General features: G+C 50.7%; 11 protein-coding genes. 8 read left to right on the top strand and 3 right to left on the bottom strand.

Annotated elements, in window-relative coordinates:
- The first annotated feature begins 162 nt into the window (after positions 1-162).
- On the top strand, positions 163-3,846 hold the full coding sequence (metH, locus tag N5923_RS14445; RefSeq protein ID WP_267142045.1) for a methionine synthase: 3,684 nt from the start codon (positions 163-165) through the stop codon (positions 3,844-3,846).
- A 46-nt stretch (positions 3,847-3,892) separates the two neighbouring features.
- Here the strand turns inward: metH and N5923_RS14440 are convergent, their stop codons facing one another.
- Positions 3,893-9,103 carry a hypothetical protein gene (locus tag N5923_RS14440; protein WP_267142044.1) on the bottom strand — a complete coding sequence of 1,737 codons (5,211 nt, stop codon included), beginning with the start codon at positions 9,101-9,103 and terminating at the stop codon, positions 3,893-3,895.
- 369 nt (positions 9,104-9,472) lie between these two features.
- Between N5923_RS14440 and N5923_RS14435 the strand changes: the two genes are divergently transcribed.
- Positions 9,473-11,971, top strand: coding sequence for a hypothetical protein (locus tag N5923_RS14435; RefSeq protein ID WP_267142043.1), 2,499 nt, complete (start codon positions 9,473-9,475; stop codon positions 11,969-11,971).
- A gap of 58 nt (positions 11,972-12,029) precedes the next feature.
- Here the strand turns inward: N5923_RS14435 and N5923_RS14430 are convergent, their stop codons facing one another.
- Positions 12,030-12,803: a UTRA domain-containing protein gene (locus N5923_RS14430; RefSeq protein WP_407704458.1), complete on the bottom strand. Its 774-nt coding sequence runs from the start codon at positions 12,801-12,803 to the stop codon at positions 12,030-12,032.
- A gap of 161 nt (positions 12,804-12,964) precedes the next feature.
- Between N5923_RS14430 and N5923_RS14425 the strand changes: the two genes are divergently transcribed.
- From N5923_RS14425 to N5923_RS14400, 6 genes are all read left to right on the top strand, one after another.
- Positions 12,965-14,026 (top strand): ABC transporter substrate-binding protein, encoded by a 1,062-nt coding sequence (locus tag N5923_RS14425; RefSeq protein WP_267142041.1) that lies wholly within the window; start codon positions 12,965-12,967, stop codon positions 14,024-14,026.
- Positions 14,027-14,035: 9 nt separating this feature from the next.
- On the top strand, positions 14,036-14,857 hold the full coding sequence (locus N5923_RS14420; protein WP_267142040.1) for an alkaline phosphatase family protein: 822 nt from the start codon (positions 14,036-14,038) through the stop codon (positions 14,855-14,857).
- Positions 14,854-15,693: an ABC transporter permease gene (locus N5923_RS14415; RefSeq protein ID WP_267142039.1), complete on the top strand. Its 840-nt coding sequence runs from the start codon at positions 14,854-14,856 to the stop codon at positions 15,691-15,693. Before N5923_RS14420 ends, N5923_RS14415 begins: the two co-directional genes overlap by 4 nt.
- 14 nt (positions 15,694-15,707) lie before the next feature.
- Positions 15,708-16,493: an ABC transporter permease gene (locus tag N5923_RS14410; RefSeq protein ID WP_267142038.1), complete on the top strand. Its 786-nt coding sequence runs from the start codon at positions 15,708-15,710 to the stop codon at positions 16,491-16,493.
- 2 nt (positions 16,494-16,495) lie between these two features.
- Entirely contained in the window at positions 16,496-17,488 is a 993-nt protein-coding gene (locus N5923_RS14405) for an ABC transporter ATP-binding protein (RefSeq protein ID WP_267142037.1), read from the top strand.
- Positions 17,489-17,612: 124 nt separating this feature from the next.
- A complete protein-coding gene (locus N5923_RS14400) occupies positions 17,613-19,238 on the top strand; it encodes a Na/Pi cotransporter family protein (protein WP_267142036.1) in 1,626 nt (541 codons plus the stop codon).
- Between the two features lie 91 nt (positions 19,239-19,329).
- Here the strand turns inward: N5923_RS14400 and panS are convergent, their stop codons facing one another.
- Positions 19,330-20,247, bottom strand: a complete 918-nt coding sequence (gene panS, locus N5923_RS14395; RefSeq protein ID WP_267142035.1) for a ketopantoate/pantoate/pantothenate transporter PanS — start codon at positions 20,245-20,247, stop codon at positions 19,330-19,332.
- Positions 20,248-20,297: the final 50 nt, after the last annotated feature.

Raw genomic sequence — 20,297 nt, 5'->3', positions numbered from 1 at the left:
TTCGTTTTATTGACTAATATTGCAACAGACGCCGTTCTGGTCGGATCAGTGCGCACTGTTAACTGAAAATGTCTCATCCGCCGTCGCTTTTACCGGTACAAAAGTTGTGCCAGTATGTCCTGCTGGCATTTCAGCCAGCGAGAAGACGGTGAAGAGGCGAGTGTGAGTAACAGAACAGAAGCGCTGCAGCAGCAGCTCGCGAAACGCATCATGGTGCTGGATGGCGGCATGGGCACAATGATCCAAAGTTATAAGCTGGAGGAGAGCGACTTTCGCGGCGAACGGTTTGCTGACTGGCAAAGCGATCTGAAGGGTAATAACGACCTGCTGGTACTGACACGGCCTGACATTATCAGCGCGATCCATGACGGCTATCTGGCCGCCGGTGCTGATATTCTCGAAACCAACACCTTCAACTCCACCACCATCGCGATGGCGGATTACCATATGGAATCGCTGTCGGCGGAGATTAACTTCGTGGCGGCGAAACTGGCACGCGCCTGCGCCGACGAGTGGACGGCGAAAACCCCGGACCGTCCGCGCTATGTGGCAGGTGTACTGGGGCCGACCAACCGTACCTGCTCCATTTCGCCGGATGTTAATGACCCGGCTTTCCGTAACGTCACCTTTGATCAGCTGGTGGAAGCCTATCGCGAATCGACGCGCGCGCTGGTGGAAGGGGGTTCCGATCTGATTATGATCGAAACGGTATTTGATACCCTGAACGCCAAAGCGGCGATCTTTGCGGTACAGACTGAGTTTGAAGCGCTGGGCGTCGATCTGCCGCTGATGATCTCCGGCACTATCACCGATGCGTCCGGGCGTACGCTCTCCGGCCAGACCACCGAAGCGTTCTATAACTCACTGCGCCATGCGCAACCGCTCTCTTTTGGTCTTAACTGCGCGCTGGGACCGGACGAGCTGCGCCAGTATGTGGCGGAGCTGTCACGGCTGGCGGAATGCTATGTCACCGCGCACCCGAATGCCGGTCTGCCGAACGCCTTTGGTGAATACGATCTTGATGCCACTATTATGGCTGAGCAGATTGGCGAATGGGCGCGGGCCGGATTCCTTAATATTGTCGGCGGCTGCTGCGGCACCACGCCGGAACATATCGCCGCGATTGCGCAGGTTGTCGATGGCGTCGCGCCGCGTCAGCTGCCGGATATCCCGGTGGCCTGTCGCCTCTCTGGTCTTGAGCCGCTTAATATCACCGCCGAATCGCTGTTTGTTAACGTTGGCGAACGTACTAACGTCACCGGCTCTGCGAAGTTTAAGCGCCTGATTAAAGAAGAAAAATATAACGAAGCGCTGGAAGTGGCGTTGCAACAGGTAGAAAGCGGCGCGCAGATTATCGATATCAATATGGATGAGGGAATGCTCGATGCCGAAGCGGCGATGGTGCGTTTCCTTAATCTGATTGCCGGTGAGCCTGATATTGCGCGTGTGCCGATTATGATCGACTCCTCAAAATGGGAGGTGATCGAGAAAGGGCTGAAATGCATTCAGGGTAAGGGCATTGTTAACTCCATCTCCATGAAAGAGGGCGTGGAAGCCTTTGTCCACCATGCGAAGCTGGTGCGTCGCTACGGTGCGGCGATGGTGGTCATGGCCTTTGATGAAGTAGGGCAGGCGGATACCCGCGCACGCAAAATCGAAATCTGCCGCCGCGCCTATAAAATTCTTACCGAAGAGGTGGGTTTCCCGCCGGAAGATATTATTTTTGACCCGAATATCTTTGCTGTGGCCACCGGTATTGATGAGCATAATAACTACGCACAGGACTTTATCGGCGCCTGTGAAGATATTAAACGTGAACTGCCGCATGCGATGATCTCCGGCGGCGTGTCCAACGTCTCGTTCTCATTCCGCGGTAACGATCCGGTACGTGAAGCGATTCACGCGGTATTCCTCTATTACGCCATCCGTAACGGCATGGATATGGGCATCGTCAATGCCGGTCAGCTGGCGATCTACGACGATCTGTCGGCGGAACTGCGTGATGCGGTAGAAGATGTGGTGCTAAATCGCCGTGACGACGGCACCGAACGCCTGCTTGAGCTGGCGGAAAAATATCGCAGCAGTAAATCCAGTGACGAGAGCAATAAGCAGCTGGCGGAATGGCGCGGCTGGGAAGTGGAAAAACGGCTCGAATACTCGCTGGTAAAAGGCATCACCGAATTTATTGAAGCCGACACTGAAGAGGCGCGGCAGAAAGTGGCGCGCCCCATCGAAGTGATTGAAGGCTCGCTGATGGCCGGGATGAACGTGGTAGGCGATCTGTTTGGCGAAGGCAAAATGTTTCTGCCGCAGGTGGTGAAATCCGCGCGCGTAATGAAGCAGGCGGTGGCTTATCTTGAACCCTGGATAGAAGCCAGTAAAGAGAAGGGTCAGACTAACGGCAAAATTGTACTGGCGACGGTTAAAGGCGATGTCCACGATATCGGTAAAAACATTGTCGGTGTGGTGTTGCAGTGTAATAACTACGAAATTATCGATCTTGGCGTGATGGTGCCGGGGGAGAAAATCCTGAAAACCGCGCGCGAAGTGAATGCCGATATTATCGGCCTTTCCGGCCTGATTACCCCGTCGCTGGATGAGATGGTCAACGTGGCGAAAGAGATGGAGCGCCAGGGCTTTACCCTGCCGCTGCTGATTGGTGGCGCCACCACCTCAAAAGCGCATACCGCAGTAAAAATCGAGCAGAACTACAGTGGGCCGACGGTATATGTGCAGAATGCCTCGCGTACCGTCGGTGTGGTGTCGGCGCTGCTCTCCGCAACCCAGCATGCTGATTTTGTTGCGCGGACGCGTAAAGAGTACGACACCGTGCGTATTCAGCATGCGCGTAAAAAGCCGCGTACGCCGCCGGTCAGCTTGCAGACCGCGCGAGATAACGATTTCGCCTTTGACTGGCAGGATTACACCCCGCCGGTGGCGCATCGGCTTGGGGTCAGCGCGGTGGAAGCCACCATTGATACACTGCGTAACTACATCGACTGGACGCCATTCTTTATGACCTGGTCGCTGGCGGGCAAATATCCGCGCATCCTCGAAGATGAAGTGGTCGGTGAAGAGGCGAAGCGCCTGCTTGCCGATGCCAATGCAATGCTGGATCAGCTGCACAATCAGGGCACACTCAATCCGCGTGGCGTAGTCGGGATTTTCCCGGCCAACCGTGTCGGCGATGATATTGAAATCTATCATGATGAATCACGCAGCCATGTGATTCAGGTCAGCCACCACTTACGTCAGCAGACGGAAAAAACCGGCTTTGCCAACTACTGCCTGGCGGATTTCGTCGCGCCAAAATCCAGCGGTAAAGCTGACTACCTTGGCGCTTTTGCGGTGACCGGCGGGCTGGAAGAGGATGAACTGGCGGCTGCCTTTGATGCACAGCACGATGATTACAATAAAATCATGGTGAAGGCGCTGGCGGATCGTCTGGCGGAAGCCTTTGCCGAGTATCTGCATGAGCGGGTGCGTAAGGTGATTTGGGGCTTTGGCGCCAATGAAAACCTCAGTAATGAAGAGCTGATCCGCGAAAACTATCAGGGCATTCGTCCGGCGCCGGGCTATCCGGCCTGCCCGGAGCATACCGAGAAGGCCACCATCTGGAACTTACTGGATGTCGAAAGCCATACTGGCATGAAACTGACCGAATCTTTCGCCATGTGGCCGGGCGCGGCGGTTTCCGGCTGGTATTTCAGCCATCCCGACAGTAAGTATTTTGCTGTCGCCCAGTTGCAGCGCGATCAGATTGAAGATTACGCCGCGCGTAAAGGGATGCCGGTCACGGAAGTCGAGCGATGGCTGGCGCCAAACCTTGGCTATGATGCGGATTAAGCGGCGGTAAAAGGCACGGAGCGCAGTGGTTTGCGCCCCGTGTTGGTTACTTCGGCAGCTTGCGGGCGGCTTCTTTGCTGATTAGTGGCATAAAATGCCCGTCTCTTAGCAAAATATGGACATCGCGCCCGACTGACGGCTCACAGGTATAGACTTCGGTAACTGTAACCTTGCCAGTGGGATGCTGCTCATTTCTCCTCTCCACCATCTGATGAATCATCACCCGCATCGGATCTTTATGGCTACGCTGCAGATCGGCATTAATTATATCGATTAAGGTTAATAACACCGGAATGTTCAATGTCATTGCGCCGGGATGATTGCCTGCCGGTTTCTGAGAGCCATCCTGGTCCTGGTTTGTCGGCGCTGTATTGAGCCAGTTCCTGGTGGCCAGCACCGAGCGGTAATGTTTCACCCATGCCTGGACAGATGAATCATCGGGCTGATAACACTGATACATATGACGCACCAGAGACTCAATCAGGCGATCGCCGGCCCGTGAATTGATCTGCAGCGGCACTAAATCAGGAGCAGAACTCAGACCGGTCAGATGTGACCCTGTTGGTTTGCGATATATCGGCTGGGTCTTATCGGGAACAGGGGCGCTCTTCTGCCGACTAAGATTTAACCTGAAGATTGCTTCCCTTAGCTCTGTTCTCTGTTTTTGCCCTTTTGTCAGTTCGATTGGCTCCGGTGGAGCTGCCCGTTGCTCTGCTGTCAGTTTCACTGTTGTCTGTTGCATCAATGCTGGCTGCGGTGCTGTCTGCTGCAATGTTTTCTGTTGCAATGCTGCCTCTTGCATCGCCGTCAGTTTCAATGCTGTTTGTTGCATTGCCCTCTGTTGCGTGACATCGGTAGAAATATTATCCGGACGATCGCCCCTGCGATAGACCCGCCAGTCGGGATTTATTCGCGGATCAGCAAACGCTGGCGGCGGGGCAAGCAGGATTTCTGTCATGTTGGAGGATCGCGCGGATTCTGACGGGCCGCTTGTTCCGCCGGCGTCATAGCCCGATCCGTTAGCGGCCTGTTGCGCATAGCGAGGTGCGTCTGGCGAAATACCTGAATTTTCAGTTATCAGATAATTAGCCAGTGCCCCACAGTCAAACGGCCGCGGATACTCTGTTGGATAGCATCCCGCGTTTTCCCTGTTCTTCTCCATAACTTTGACCACCGTAAAGTTACTATTCGCACCAACCACGACCTTCATAAAGGCTTCCAGTGTTAAACACTGTCCGTCAAAGGGTAATACCTGCTCTTCAGTTGCAGTCATTTCGGCGGGATTGCTGGTGGGCATAAAGCCTTTTTTACTCTCGATAAGCTGTTGATCTGCCAGCCCGTCTTTATAGCTAAACTGTCTGTCCTCCTGCGCAGCGAGCAGTTCTTTACGGGAGACTTCCACCATAAAAAGTTTGTCGGTATGTAACCCGCTATGAAGGAACTGGTGACGATTTATTCCGCCAGCAGCACCTTTATTATTGTTAACGGTGATTTTACTGTCCGCCGCCATTTTAATATCAACCACGCCGCGGACATTACAAACAACCAGCAGCTTCGTATTTAGCCACTGCTGGTGTGCCTCCATCTGCAACAGAGTGGCGAGCTGGCTTTCGGTTTTGTTATCGTTCTGCCATTGTCGAAAATTATATTTATAGTCAAGCTCAGTAAGGTGAGAGCATTGTTGGAACAAATCTCTCGCGCGTCGGTCTCTTTCATATTGATATTTACTAAGTTCATTTTCATAATAGTGATAACTGAGGGCATTTTCGCGCTGGCATGCCTCATTTTCTTTTTTATACTCCTCAACACTATCCGCGTAACGTTGAGAGATAATTTCTCTTAGTCTGGTATCAAGATTAACCATTTTACACATCAGACTGCCCGATACCTGTTCCTTTTTATCGGTATACTTAATAAACTCCTGCGCACTGTAGCATTTTTTTTCTTTTTCCTGCACCTGGTAAAAAGTATTCAGTGTGTCATGGTTATCCATATTGATGATAATCTTATACATCTCTTCGATCATCTGCCTGCGTTTAGCATCATCCTGTTCATTTCGGTACTTATTGCGCAAATTATTCAGGGTGACATATAAGAAATGATAGTTAGCGACGTCCTTCAGCACCTTTATATTTCGGGAGCGGCGAAATTCTTCCACTATTTCCATGATTTTATCTTGCGGAGCGGTGATCTTCTCGGAGAGCATTTCATCTAATTTTTTACTGAAATAACTGGCCTCTTCTGGCGATAATTTTTTCAACTCCTGTCCGCGTCTCTCTTTATTTGATGGTGGTGTTTTTGTAACGTTATTACTTGCACCGTTAATAAATTCGCAGGCGATTTTGGTATAATCCATATTGGATGATGTGATACCCCACTCAGCCATCAGACGTATAGCCTCTGCCTTCTTTATTCTGGTCATATTTTCGTGCAGACTTCGGGTCAACGCGTCTAAAAATTCGTGCGACTGGCCTTTAAATTGCACCTGTGGCGTCTTAATACTGCCCGATTCTAAGGTCAGACGAAGCAGGTAATTTAAAATAAGGCGATTTATCTCCGGCTGCGAGTGCTCGGTACTTTTTAGCAGTTCATCTATATAGGTTTTAAAGTTTTCACTGTCTTTCGCAGAAAAGTGGATTCCAAGTTTTTCAATCTTATTGAAGAGTATTGAGATATCGGGAAGAGAGAGCGATAAAAGCCCGGCCTTTATCGTCATCAGCGCATCTGTAACTTCCTCATTATCCTGAATGGAAGCCATAAATTCCTCAAATATCGCTGAATCAAAAAAAATATTAACCATTTCTTTGAATTCACTGATTTTATTTTTTTCGCGCTTGTAAAGGATATCGGTCATTGATGTCAGTAGCGCAGCGATATAAGCGCTGAGTTCAGGCTGGGGAGCAAAAAATAGCTTCATTACATTAAAAGCATCGTAAGCATCTTTCAGCTTACTGATAAAAGCAGAAATATCGATGTGCAAAATTCCAAAGTGCTCGATGTCATCAATATGCGCCATGGTCAGTAACCGATCGTCACCATTGTGGTGATATTCTTTGTAATGCTCAGTAGTCAGATTTTGTTTTTTTAACTTATATGCCAGCATCTCTGAGGGTAACTTTAAGATCTGTGCTATCGTGGTGTTAAAAATAGCTTCTCTTTTATTATCTGAATATCTACCACAAATAAGAAGGTAATCAAGCATTTCACTCTCGATCTGTTTTAATTGTTCTTTACCAATATCAAGCTTCTTAATTAAATTATCGTCGATGATGTTTTTCAGACTACGGTAGAAGTTTTCTTTTAATACTTCAGTTGACAAAGAATCGCGTAATCTTCTACTGATATCATCGGCAATTTCATTAATTTTACCCTCCATGCCACTTTTAAAATAAGAATGAACAATCCGCGTTACTGTTGCTTTATCGGAATGGTTGGCATAGGGGCCACTCCATTGCTCAAAACTATTAATATATTGCTGCATTGCATCATTATACTGTCGATTGTGGAAGTTCACGCTGGAAGGCATATTTTCTATTACCAATAATATTCTTTTGATGTCGATCCAGGCGAGGTCAGGTCGCAAAAAAACCATGGCAGAAATTATTGATGCGCAAACTTCTGTATTAGCATTATTATTAGCTTCTGTTTTCTCTTTACCGATCCCAGCAAAAAAAAACTGTTGCGATTTTTTCAACTGATTGAGGAATATTTCTATATCATCCGGCGTTAACGGGTGGAATTCCATCATGGTGTTAAAAAGTTTTATCGCCCTGCCGTTGATATTATCATGTTCGAAAAAAGCATCACAGGCGCTAAGCAAATAACATATTCGCACAAATTCTTCACACCGTTGGCAATCTACCAGCAGCACAGGGCTAACCTGATTAGCGATTTCTTCCAGATTAAGGCCATTGGTGATAATATCTCGCATTATTCTGTCATCTGAAGATAATAATCCCATTAGCGAATTCTGGACACCGCATCGTTGAATCTGCCATAAGGTGCGAAACAAGTCAGTGCCTAACAGAATGAGTTCCAACATTAACGACTCGGATTTTATTTTTTTGTGCAGCTCTTCGATCTCCCGCCGGGTGATCGCTCTTGATAGAACATTAAGAGCCCGCCATATCAAAGAAAGATTATCTATTTGTTTGATTTTTTCTTTTTTTAATTCAATTTTTTCTAAAAGAGATTCTATATTTGCTCTTACGGACAGTGTCTTGAAATAAACAGGGTGATTGAGTAAGTTAAACCATATGCTCTGACCATAAAACGTGTCATTTAATATCTTTTTTATACCTGTGTTTTTGCTCAGGTAATGGGTTATTTCAATTAAGTTCTTCCCTGTTATATCCAGCTCACAGATTTGATGCAGGTTTAAATTGTCAATTGGTGTGCATAATGCCTGAATGATATCCAGAAATTGCTGTTGTCGTTGATTTAATTCACTAATTGCAACATCGAGAGGGAATACTTCTCTCATCTGTTTTAATACTACGCTGCCAAATGCGGTCTGCCCAAGACGGTTACGTAAATTCTGGTTGGCCCTTAATTGCAGAAACATGTTTTCATAATCGCCATTTATCAGTAGTGTGGATATTTCGTTCAGGAATGGTGTTAAGTTATGCGATGATGGATTACAAATTGCGCAGATAATATCGATCATTAATTTTAATTTTTCTGCAGAAACTTTATCAACTTGACTGTTATAAACTTCTCTAAGTTCTGTAAAGAACTGCTTTGCTCTTATACGTACTGATTTAAAAACGTTTTCTTTTTCATCGTTTATTATCCTGCATGCTCCGGCAGCAGATTGAGTACTGTACTTATCTGATGTTTCTAAATATTTTCCCACTTTATGGTAATCGAATTTTTCTGATGGCAACGTTCTCAAGATCGTCTGCATATTATAAATGTTCTGAGACGGAGATACCTGGAAGTCACCAGGTGTGAAGTGGCGAGCAGACTTATCTCCATTGCCATAATCTGTATTGGTGTTCACTGGTTTTCCGCATTTGCTTCGAAAATCATTATGCTCAACCTGTTTAGCCGGTAATTCAGATGGCGTGCATTGGAGTTTTGCCATGGTTTTTCTGGCGTTCGCGGAGGAGGTAGGAATGGGGCTGATGGTCGCGTTGATGTTTAATACTGATTGTGTTTGTTCCACTATACATTTTTTTCCCTTAACCTGTTGTTCGCAAAACCCGACCGATTGTGATGACGTTGATGTGCCGGGAAGGGATAATTGGTCAGACATAATTATTTTTCCTTAAACCTTCAGTTTTTGTGATCGCTCGTCGCCTGTTAACTTCTTGCGTTTAGCCTGGGGTTTTTTCCCGCAATTCTGGTGTCGCGGCCATCAGGGAAAAAAAGATTACCTCAGGCTGGTTGAAATCATCAATAATTGCCGTGCGATTTGGCGTTTTTTAATAACTCTTGCGCAATATCATCCTGATATGATTTTATTGTTTTTGAATACAGATAAGGAGGGATCCTGCTGAGGCTATATTTATAATCATCAATGATTCTAATAAAATCAGAAGCAGGGAGGATCTGTTTTAATGCTATATCCGTTAGCGGGTTTTTATTAAGGATAAAGTGACTAAATATCAAGGAGGGAAACATTATGGCTGATGGTTCGATAAATCGTTCTTCTCCCAGCGACTGGGCGGTAGAAACAACTAATACGGACAGAAGAAATACCCAGGCTACCAGGCCTTTATCCCATCTTTCTGATGTGAGGAATACGGGGGTTGCGGACTGGCTGGAAAATAATCGAAGGTTTATGGAGCCTCCGCCTGATACGTCGCAATATATGGTATCTGCACGGTCGCCTCTCTACACCGAATTTCGTTTGCAACCTGTGCCGTCGCTCTTCCATACCGGATGTTTTTTACCATCTGTTGAGTGGCCCACCTATGCCAGAGGTACTTTGCCGCCTGCACAGCCGTCCACCTCAACCAGAGATCTTTTGCCACCTGCGCAATCGTCCTTCTATACCGAAGGACCTTTTCAACCCAGGGTATTTACGCCGGAAGGCAGCTATCGTGATTCAGTACCGCCGGTTCAGACATCAACAGAGTCGGTCGGGTCGTTTACAACCACCAGCACGTCGGAGTTAATTACGCAGGAGAATGCAGCATTAAGGCGCGCTAATAATGAACTTCGGCGGCTTTTAAATGCTCAAGCCCAGGAAAAAAAAATCACACAATTCACAAAATTCAATAAAATAGTTGAAGAAACAAATTCATTCCTTTTGCGTAACCAAATTCTTTCTACTAACGAAAACCCGCTTGGCCAGAGAAATCCTCAGTTATCCGACAATTCAAAAGCATTTGCGCTTATACGTTTTGCTGAGCTCTCTGACATCAATATTGCGGATCCTGGCGTAATAAAGGAGCTCGCTGCCTACACCCGAGTTCCCGTAGATATGCTACAGCAGGAAGCCAGCGAAGTTATATACTGTTCGAAACGGTTGTATGACTCACAGCAGCAGCAATCGAGCCTGGCGACCATCGTTCCCTTAGCTGAAGATCTGGAGTGGCAGCGGAATAAGTATCCGCAATCGTGGTCGGGAAGCACTGTCTCCTCAACTACACAGCTGAATCGCACCACTGCACAGTTGAATCTCTCAACAGAACAGCTGCAATCGAACCCGGCATTTATTATCCCCTTAAATCAGGATATGCAGCGGCAGCCTAAGAAACAGAAAGGGAGCATAGCCTCCTCAACTACCCGGCAGTATAGCGAGCGAGAATTACAGCAATTCGCTGTCAACACCCCTTTTCATATTGGTAAGTCGCAATCGTCGGATCGTTCACAGCAGCAGTTGAATCCGCAGACCAACGTCCCATTAACTAAAAATATTGAGTGGCAGCTGAAGCATACGCTACAGAAGCTGAAGCATAAGCATAAGCATAAGGAATCGTCCTCGCTGATCACAGTCTCCTCAACTGCACAGCTGAATCTTTCAACTGCATTTCTGGACCCTGTAACTGCACAGAAGATGGTCGAACTGAGGCTGCTGCAGGGGGATGATGCAGCAATGGGAGCATTAAAAAAAGCTGCTGAAGAAGAAAAAAATAAACCAGCAGTGAGGGTCGTAAATAAAGAATCAGACGAAAAAAGAAAAGAGAAAATGTCTATTTATTCCAACAATGCAGTAGAAAATAACGGGATCGATGCATTGTCATTAAAGTCGGAGGAGGAACAGTTAGAACTAATAAAAATAATGATAGATATCGACGATCCCGATAGTAAACCTGTAATGAATAATGCTCAGAAAAAAATCCTGAAGGATATATTTTTTTTAAGCCGCAGACATGATGATCCGACCCTCACAGGATCAGCTCGTAATGCGTTGGCTGATATGCTCCTTGATGGCGATGAATTGCTGTTAGCCAGAAATATTAAAAAAAAATTTTCCCCTAACAGTATGGAACTATTAATGAAGTTAATTCCGCAAACACCTTTATTCAGACAACATAACGCCAGCCTGATGATTCTTGATAAGAGTAACAAGCCTGTAATCTACAATTCCGAAGGTAATATTGTTAAATTTAACATGATCCTTTATAGCCGTCCGATTGCAGTGGTGCTGAGGGAGGAGGTTCAGAATGGTGATTATCAACATCATGCCTTATGGACGCAGGACGGCAATATTGCGATAGAGAAAGATTCATCAGGCGTTACTACTTTTGGTGAAGGAATCCAGCAGACAACATTTGAATCACCGTCCTCGCTGGCCGAAGCTGCTATCGCTGCATTGCGCTTCCGCAAAGAGGATCTTAACGGTGTTTTCTGGCGCCGCCAACAGTGGCCAGAAATCGCTAAAGCCGCAGATGCAACTGCAGCCCTAATCCCAGCCAAAGACCTCGCCGATGCTGCAATAAAAGCCAAAGCAACAGCCACTGCCTGCTCGGATGCTTTCGTGAGCGGTAAAAGCGGGCCAGATGCAGCGCAGTTGGCAAGCGCAGCCTCATCCGCAGCCGCACACGCAGATGCAGTCCAGGTTCTGAAAACACTCAACGAAATACAGAATGATGGTGAGATTTTGTTTCAGCAAGTTAGAACACATCTTCTGAAAAAAGCCCTCTACCTGAAAGAAAACCCGCCGAAAAAATAATCCACTAACCAGGCACAATACCCGCCGGGGAGGCCATAAGCGCCTCCCCGGTTTTCTTCTACCCTCCGAGCACGCCCTGCGCTTCGACATCGACGCATAACGCATCGTAGCGCCAGTATTCACAGTCGCAGTCAATAATCCGGTCATGCTGATCGCGGTTGATGCGGGTAATAAACAGCGCCGGGCTGCCCGCCGCTACTTTCAGCAATGGCGCCGCCAGCGGCGGCACCGGGCCAGGCAGCATGGTAAAGCGCACGCGGCCATAACGGATACCATAGCGGGTAAGATAGAGGTCGGTCAGCGACTGGGTAAGATCCAGTTCGAGCAGGCCGGGGAAATAACGCGGATTCAGATAATGTTCAACATACAGCACCGCGCGTCCATCAATACGGCGCAGGCGGCGAATGCGAAAGACCTCTTCCCCCTCACTCATTGCCAGCTTGTCCGCCAGTTCATGGCTGACTGCGGCAACGTGCGCATCGATCACTTCAGTATTTGCCGCGCGCCCCTGACGTTGCGCCATCGCATGAAAGTGGCTGCGATGCAGCGGGTTATATACCAGGCGCGGCGGGGCAATAAACCAGCCACGGCGCAGTTCGCGATAGATTAAGCCCTGCGCTTCCAGCTGCCCCAGCGCTTCACGCAGCGTAATGCGCGTGGTGGCAAACTGCTCACTTAACTGTCGTTCGCCGGGCAGCCGACCCTGTGCGGCAAACTCACCACGCCGGATCCTCTGGCTCAATGCCTGGCAAATAATATCAGCGGTTTTATTAGTGAACTGTTCCACAACATTGGCCTTATTTTGGGGCGACTCTGCACTATCCCGGTACATTTTACCTTAGCGCTAACGGTGGCAGTCCCTGCGCTGCATGCAGCTGTAATCCGCGCCGTCACTGAACTGAAATAAAACCTTCATACACTCAGGCTAGATTGGCTCAGATCTTGCTGGTCTAGTCCAGCGTATCATTTAACTTATCATCTGGAGCAGCAGTTATGAAAACTTTGTTCGCATCAGTGTTAGCCAGTGCCATTCTCCTTGCACTTCCGGCCGCGCAGGGCGCCGATACCGATCTGGCCGCGCTGGAAAAAGCGGCGAAAAGTGAAGGGCAGGTCAACAGCGTCGGCATGCCAGACAGCTGGGCCAACTGGAAAGATACCTGGAACGATATCAGCAGCAAATATGGCATTAAGCACAGCGATACCGATATGTCCTCCGCGCAGGAGATCGCTAAATTTGCCGCAGAAAAAAATAACGCCAGCGCCGATATCGGCGATGTCGGCGCCGCGTTTGGCCCGGTCGCGCTGCAAAAAGGCGTGACTCAGCCCTATAAACCTTCTACCTGGGATCAGGTTCCGGCGTGGGCCAAAGACAAAGATGGCCACTGGGCGCTGGCCTATACCGGCACCATCGCCTTCCTGGTGAATAAACAGCTGGTAAAAGATATTCCGCACAGCTGGGCCGACCTGAAAAAAGGCAAATATGTGGTGACCATCGGTGATGTCGGCATCGCCGCGCAGGCCGCTAATGGCGTGCTGGCGGCGAACTATGCGCTGGGTGGTAACGAGAAAGATCTGAAACCAGCGCTGGCGTTCTTTGGCGAGCTGGCGAAACAGGGGCGTCTGGGCGTGACCGATCCGGTAATTGCCAATATCGAGAAGGGTGAAGTGGCGGTGGCGGTAGTGTGGGACTTTAACGCGCTGAACTATCGCGACCAGATTGATAAAAGCCGCTTCGAAGTGCTGATCCCTTCCGATGGTTCCGTTACCTCCGGCTACACCACCATTATCAATAAATACGCCAGGCATCCGAACGCCGCCAAACTGGCGCGCGAATATATTTTCTCTGATGCCGGACAGATCAACCTGGCGAAAGGCTATGCGCGTCCGATTCGTGCCGAGCATCTGAACTTACCGGCGGATGTGCAGGCCAAACTGCTGCCGCAGGAACAGTACAAAAATGCGCGTCCGATTGCCGATCAGGCGGCGTGGGAGAAGACCTCAAAACTGCTGCCGCGTCTGTGGCAGGAAAATGTGACCATCAATATGCAGCAGTAAGGCTGGCCGATGAAAACGATTCTGGTAGTTCTTGACGGCCTGAGCAATCAGGTCGCCCAACACGCGATGGGTTACTTATATGCCGAGTGCGCACAGGGAAAAGGTCAATATTATGTGATGACCTGTGAGCTGCCATCGCTGTCACGTCCGCTGTATGAATGCATCCTCACCGGCGTTCCGCCGGTGAAAAGCGGCATTATTCACAATGGCGTCAACCGGCTAAGTAACCAGCAGAGCCTGTTCCACTATGCGCGCGCCGCCGGGCTTACCACCGCGGCGGCGGCTTATCACTGGGTCAGTGAGCTGTATAACCGCACGCCATTTACCGCCGCGCGCGATCGTCATACCTCTGCGCCAGAGTTGCCGATTCAGTATGGTCATTTCTACTCGGATGACCGCTATCCCGATTCACATCTGTTTGAAGATGCTGAAAGCCTGCGCTTGCAGCACGATCCCGATTTTCTGCTGATTCACCCGATGAATATCGATGATGCCGGACACCGTTACGGCCTGTCGTCGCCACAGTACCGCAATAGCGCACGTGTGGCCGACGGCCTGCTGTCGCACTGGATGCCGGGCTGGCTGGAAGCCGGTTATCAGGTAGTGGTCACTGCCGATCACGGTATGAATAACGATCGCAGTCATGGCGGCATCCTGCCGGAAGAGACTCAGGTACCACTGTTTGTATTTGGCGCCAGCTTCTCGTTGCAGGCGGAACTGATGCCGCTGCAAACCGAGCTGTGCGGCACCCTTTGCACGCTGCTGGGGGCAGAGCATGATAAACCGCTCTGCCGTGGGCTGCTGCGGCTCAACAAGGGGCCAGCGGCATGAAGGGAAAAGGGATAGCGCTGCTCTGTCTGTTGCCGTTTGCGTTGTTCTATCTCGCTTTCCAGATTGCGCCGCTGATATGGATTGCGATTAACAGCTTCTGGAGCGACATCAATGAAGCCTGGGGATGGAGCAACTACAGCGATATCCTCACTTCGCCTTTTTATCAGCAGGCGATTCGCAACTCGCTGGATATCTCGTTCTGGTCGAGCCTGTATGGCCTGATGATCTCGCTGATTGGTGGCTATTCCCTGCATCAGATTGGTAGTGGGCGCTTACATCGTTTTTTTATGTCGTTTACCAATATGACCAGTAATTTTGCCGGAGTTCCGCTGGCGTTTGCCTTTGTGATCCTGCTGGGACTGAACGGCAGCCTGACGTTGCTGATGCGCAAATATGGCCTGATGGACGGCTTTAAGCTGTTCTCGCGCGACGGCATGGTGGTGGTCTACACCTGGTTCCAGATCCCGCTGGGTATTCTGCTGCTCTATCCGGCCTTTGATGGCCTGAAAAAGGAGTGGCAGGAGTCTGCCGCGCTGCTGGGCGCCAGCCGCTGGCGCTACTGGCTGCATATCGGTTTACCGATCCTCTCTCCGGCGCTGATCGGCACCTTTGTCATTCTGCTGGCCAATGCGCTGGGGGCTTACGCCACCATTTATGCCCTGACCACCGGTAACTTTAACGTTATTCCGGTGCGTATCGCCGCGCTGGTCTCGGGCGATATTTCGCTTGATCCAAATACTGGCAGCGCGCTGGCGATGTTGCTGGTGCTGCTGATGGCGATGATTACCGTTATCCATCAGCTGATGGTGCGACGCAGTTACCTCAATGCCAAATAACCCAGGAGGCAACGATGCAGGCCGCTGAGAAAACGTATCATCGAATTATTGTCTGGCTGGTGTTTCTGATTCTGGCGCTGCCGCTGGCGGTTACCTTGCTGTATGCGCTGGCGACCCAATGGGGAGCCACCATTACGCCGGATGGCTTTACCCTGAAATGGTTGCGTGCGTTATGGAGCGACCCGCGCTTTCTGACGGCGCTATGGCATTCATTGCTGATCTGCTTTGGCGCGCTGCTGTTCTCGCTAGTGCTGGTGCTGCCTGCGATGTTTGTAATCGCTTACTATTTTCCACGACTTGATGCGGTAATGAATATCCTGATACTGATGCCATTTGCCGTACCACCAGTGGTGTCGTCAGTTGGCTTGCTGCAACTTTACTCCTCCGGGCCGCTGGTGCTGACCGGAACGCCATGGATCCTGATTGGCTGTTACTTCACCATCGCGCTGCCGTTTATCTATCGTGCCATCGCTAACAATATGCAGGCGATTAACCTGCGCGAACTGATCGATGCCGCCCATCTGCTGGGCGCCAGCACCTGGCAGGCGGCGCTGTGGGTGGTGCTGCCGAATCTGCGTAAAGGCGCCACTATCGCCGTGCTGTTATCGTTCTCTTTTCTGATAGGTGAGTTTGTATTCGCTAACCTGTTAGTCGGCACCAGCTATGAAACATTGCAGGTCTATCTGTATAACATGCGCAACGGCAGCGGCCACTTCACCAGTGCGCTGGTGATCTCCTATTTCTTTGTCGTGTTGCTGGTCACCTGGCTGGCGAACGCCCTCAATCGTGAAAGGGGCTAACTATGTCTTATCTGAACGTTAAGCAACTGAATAAAAGTTACGGCCCGACGCAAATCTTTGAGCAGATCGATTTCAGTGCCGATAAAGGGGAGTTTGTCACGCTATTGGGGCCAAGCGGCTGTGGCAAATCCACGCTGCTGCGCTGCCTGGCCGGTCTGACGTCGGTCGATAGCGGTGAAATTCAGATTGAAGGCGAGGATATTGTGCCGCTGGCGCCGCAGCAGCGCGCGATAGGCATGGTGTTTCAGAGCTATGCGCTGTTCCCCAATATGACGGTTGAAGGCAATGTCGCTTTCGGCCTGAAGATGCAGAAAATGCCGGCCAGCGAAATCCGTCAGCGGGTTGCTGAAGCGCTGGCGCTGGTGGAACTGAATGATTTTGCCCGCCGCTATCCGCATCAGCTCTCTGGCGGGCAGTCTCAGCGCGTGGCGCTGGCGCGATCGCTGGTGACGCGTCCGCGTCTGCTGTTACTTGATGAACCACTGTCGGCGCTGGATGCGCGGATTCGCCGCCATCTGCGCGACCAGATTCGCCGGATCCAGCGCGAGCTGAATCTCACCACCCTGTTTGTTACCCACGATCAGGAAGAAGCGCTGACGCTGTCGGATCGCATCGTATTAATGAATCGCGGCAAAATTGTGCAGAATGGTGGCGCCGAGGAGCTGTATACCCAACCGGTCGATCTGTTTGCCGCCGGATTTATTGGTAACTACAATCTGATTAGCGCCGCGCAGGCGGCTGAGCTGACCGGCGGTACTTTCCGTCAGCAGGTGGCGATTCGCCCGGAGTCGATTTCACTGTGTGCTGCGGACCAGGGTATTGCTGCAGAAATTGTCAGTCGCAGCCTGCTGGGCAATGTGATTCGCTATCGCGTGCGGGTTAAAGATATTGAATTATCTGTCGATGTTTTAAATCGATCTGTGGCTGACCTTCACATCACTGGTGAAATGATTGGTCTACAGTTAGATATGTCGACCTTTCGCGAAGTAGCATAAAAATAAGCCAAAATAGCGTGATTCATGTTATGCGAAAAGTCGGCGGTGGTTTCATATGCTGTTCTTTCGCGTCAGGCAGCCAGCGTATGGAGTATTAAGCCTGACGTAAAAGGAGAACCTTGTATTGCTGACCCTGCTTAATCTACTTTCCGCTATTGCCCTGCTGGTATGGGGCACGCATATCGTGCGCACCGGCATTATGCGCGTCTATGGCGCTGATTTGCGCCGCGTGTTAAGCCGCAGTATTGAAAAAAAACCGATGGCGTTTCTCGCCGGTATTGGCGTCACCGCGCTGGTGCAGAGCAGTAACGCCACGACTTTGCTGGTCACTTCATTTGTCGCGCAACAGCTGGTGGGCCTGACGCCTGCGCTGGTGGTAGTGCTGGGCGCTGACGTCGGTACGGCGCTGATGGCGCGTCTTCTGACCTTCGATCTCTCGTGGCTGTCGCCGCTGTTTATCTTTTTTGGCGTGGTATTTTTCCTTGGCCGTAAGCAGTCGCGCGCCGGACAACTGGGTCGCGTCAGTATCGGGCTGGGCCTGATACTGCTGGCGTTGCAGCTGATTGTCTCGGCAGCCCGTCCAATCACTGAGGCGTCCGGCGTCCAGGTGATTTTCTCCTCACTGACCGGCGATATTATGCTGGATGCGCTGATTGGCGCAGTGTTCGCGATTATCAGTTACTCCAGTCTGGCTGCGGTGCTGATTACCGCTACGCTGACGGCGACCGGGGTGATCTCGTTCCAGGTGGCGCTCTGCCTGGTGGTTGGCGCCAATCTTGGCAGTGGCCTGCTGGCGATGCTGAATAACAGCGGCTCCAATGCCGATGGCAAACGCGTAGCGCTGGGTAGCCTGCTGTTTAAATTTATTGGCTGTCTGGCGGTGCTGCCGTTTATCCATGTGCTGGCGCCACTTCTGGATAAACTGCCGGTCAATGATGAAGAGCTGGTGATCTTTTTCCATGTGTTCTACAACCTGATCCGCTGCGTGGTGATGGTGCCGTTCGCTGAACCGATGGCGCGGCTGTGCCAGCGCTTAATCCGCGACGAGCCGGAAACCGATCTGCGTCTGAAACCCAAACATCTGGACACCAGCGCGCTGGACACCCCGGCGTTAGCGCTGGCCAATGCCGCGCGCGAAACCCTGCGCATGGGCGATGTGCTGGAACAGATGATGGGCAGTTTTAATAAGGTGATCCACGGGGCGCCGCGCGAAGAGCGCGAGGTGCGACGGCTGGATGATGATGTCGATGTGCTGTATACCGCAATCAAACTCTATCTGGCGCAGATGCCAAAAGAGGATCTGGCGGAAGAGGATTCGCGGCGCTGGGCGGAAATTATTGAGATGGCGCTCAACCTTGAGCAGGCGGGTGACATTATTGAGCGCATGAGTGGCGATGTGGCGGATAAATCGCTGGCGACAAAACGGCCCTTCTCGGCGGAGGGTTTACAGGAGCTGGAAACGTTGCAGGAACAGTTGCTGAATAATCTGCGGCTGGCGCTGTCGGTCTTTTTATCGCGCGATATCACCAGCGCCAGGCGGTTACGCCGTTCGAAGCATCGGTTCCGCATTACTAACCGGCGTTATTCCCATGCCCATGTTGATCGTCTGCATCAGCAGAATGTGCAGAGTATCGAAACCAGTTCGTTGCATTTAGGTTTACTGGGCGATATGAAGCGTCTGAATTCGCTGTTCTGCGCGGTGGCGTACGGTGTGCTGGAGCAGCCGGATGATGATCGGGATGAGGAGTAGCCGTAGCCATCATCGGCGCGGGCGGCGAGAACGCCGCCCCTGCGGATTTTGTAGGGGAGCCGTTATCGGCTCCCGTTGTATACCACTGATATTACTTCTTCTTTATCGGCTTACCGGACCAGTAACCTGCCAGCAGTGAACCAGAAAGGTTATGCCATACCGAGAACAGCGCGCCAGGCAGTGCCGCCAGCGGCGAGAAGTAGAGTTTGCCGAGCGTCGCGGCGAGGCCGGAGTTCTGCATACCCACTTCCAGCGCCAGCGTACGGCAGGTGGACTCATCAAAGCCAAACAGCTTGCCCCCCCAGTAACCGCCGAGCAGACCAATGGCGTTATGCAGCATCACCGCCGCAATCACCACCAGGCCCACCGAGCCGATAAAGCCCTGACTTCCGGCGACTACCGCACTGATAATCAGCAGAATACAGACCATCGAAAATGCTGGCAGATACGGCTCAACGCGCTTCACCAGACCATTCATTGAGTGATGAATAATCAGGCCGAGGGTAATCGGGATCAGCACGATTTTTACGATACTCAGCAGCATGCCAACCACATCCACCTCGATATGGGTGTCGACGTAGAAACGCGTCAGCAGCGGCGTGGCAACCACCCCCACCAGCGCTGATACCGAAGAGATGGTCACTGATAACGCCACATCGCCTTTCGCCAGGTAGATCATCACGTTAGATGCGGTGCCACTGGCTACGCTGCCCACCAGAATCATACCGGCAGAGAGGTCCGGCGGCATATGGAACAGTTTAGCCAGCGCCCATGCCGCCAGCGGCATCACCAGATAGTGCAGAAAAGTACCGGCAATCACCGGCGCCGGACGAGTCAGTACGCGCTTAAAGTCACCGATATTTAGCGTGACGCCCATACCGAACATAATCAGCATCAGTAGCCAGCTGACCCATGGGCCAATGGCGAGAAAAGTACCAGGGGAGTAGTAAGCAGCAACAGAGAGCAGGACTGCCCACAGCGGGAACAGACGAGTAATTTTGGCAAGCATAGCCAAAGATCCTTTTATTATAATGGCAGGGAATTGTACTGGCGCAGCAG

Origin of the sequence: Winslowiella arboricola, assembly GCF_025527015.1 — a bacterium.
Classification (GTDB): domain Bacteria; phylum Pseudomonadota; class Gammaproteobacteria; order Enterobacterales; family Enterobacteriaceae; genus Erwinia; species Erwinia arboricola.
The sequence above is the reverse complement of the archived record's forward strand: the minus strand, read 5'-3'. Positions and strand labels throughout refer to the sequence as shown.

Excerpts from the sequence above, each read along its gene's own strand:
- N5923_RS14420 (WP_267142040.1), top strand. The coding sequence starts at position 14,036 with ATGAAAACGATTCTGGTAGTTCTTGACGGCCTGAGCAATCAGGTCGCC.
- N5923_RS14440 (WP_267142044.1), bottom strand. The coding sequence starts at position 9,103 with ATGTCTGACCAATTATCCCTTCCCGGCACATCAACGTCATCACAATCG.
- N5923_RS14405 (WP_267142037.1), top strand. The coding sequence starts at position 16,496 with ATGTCTTATCTGAACGTTAAGCAACTGAATAAAAGTTACGGCCCGACG.
- N5923_RS14435 (WP_267142043.1), top strand. The coding sequence starts at position 9,473 with ATGGCTGATGGTTCGATAAATCGTTCTTCTCCCAGCGACTGGGCGGTA.
- N5923_RS14425 (WP_267142041.1), top strand. The coding sequence starts at position 12,965 with ATGAAAACTTTGTTCGCATCAGTGTTAGCCAGTGCCATTCTCCTTGCA.
- N5923_RS14430 (WP_407704458.1), bottom strand. The coding sequence starts at position 12,803 with ATGTACCGGGATAGTGCAGAGTCGCCCCAAAATAAGGCCAATGTTGTG.
- N5923_RS14410 (WP_267142038.1), top strand. The coding sequence starts at position 15,708 with ATGCAGGCCGCTGAGAAAACGTATCATCGAATTATTGTCTGGCTGGTG.
- panS (WP_267142035.1), bottom strand. The coding sequence starts at position 20,247 with ATGCTTGCCAAAATTACTCGTCTGTTCCCGCTGTGGGCAGTCCTGCTC.
- N5923_RS14415 (WP_267142039.1), top strand. The coding sequence starts at position 14,854 with ATGAAGGGAAAAGGGATAGCGCTGCTCTGTCTGTTGCCGTTTGCGTTG.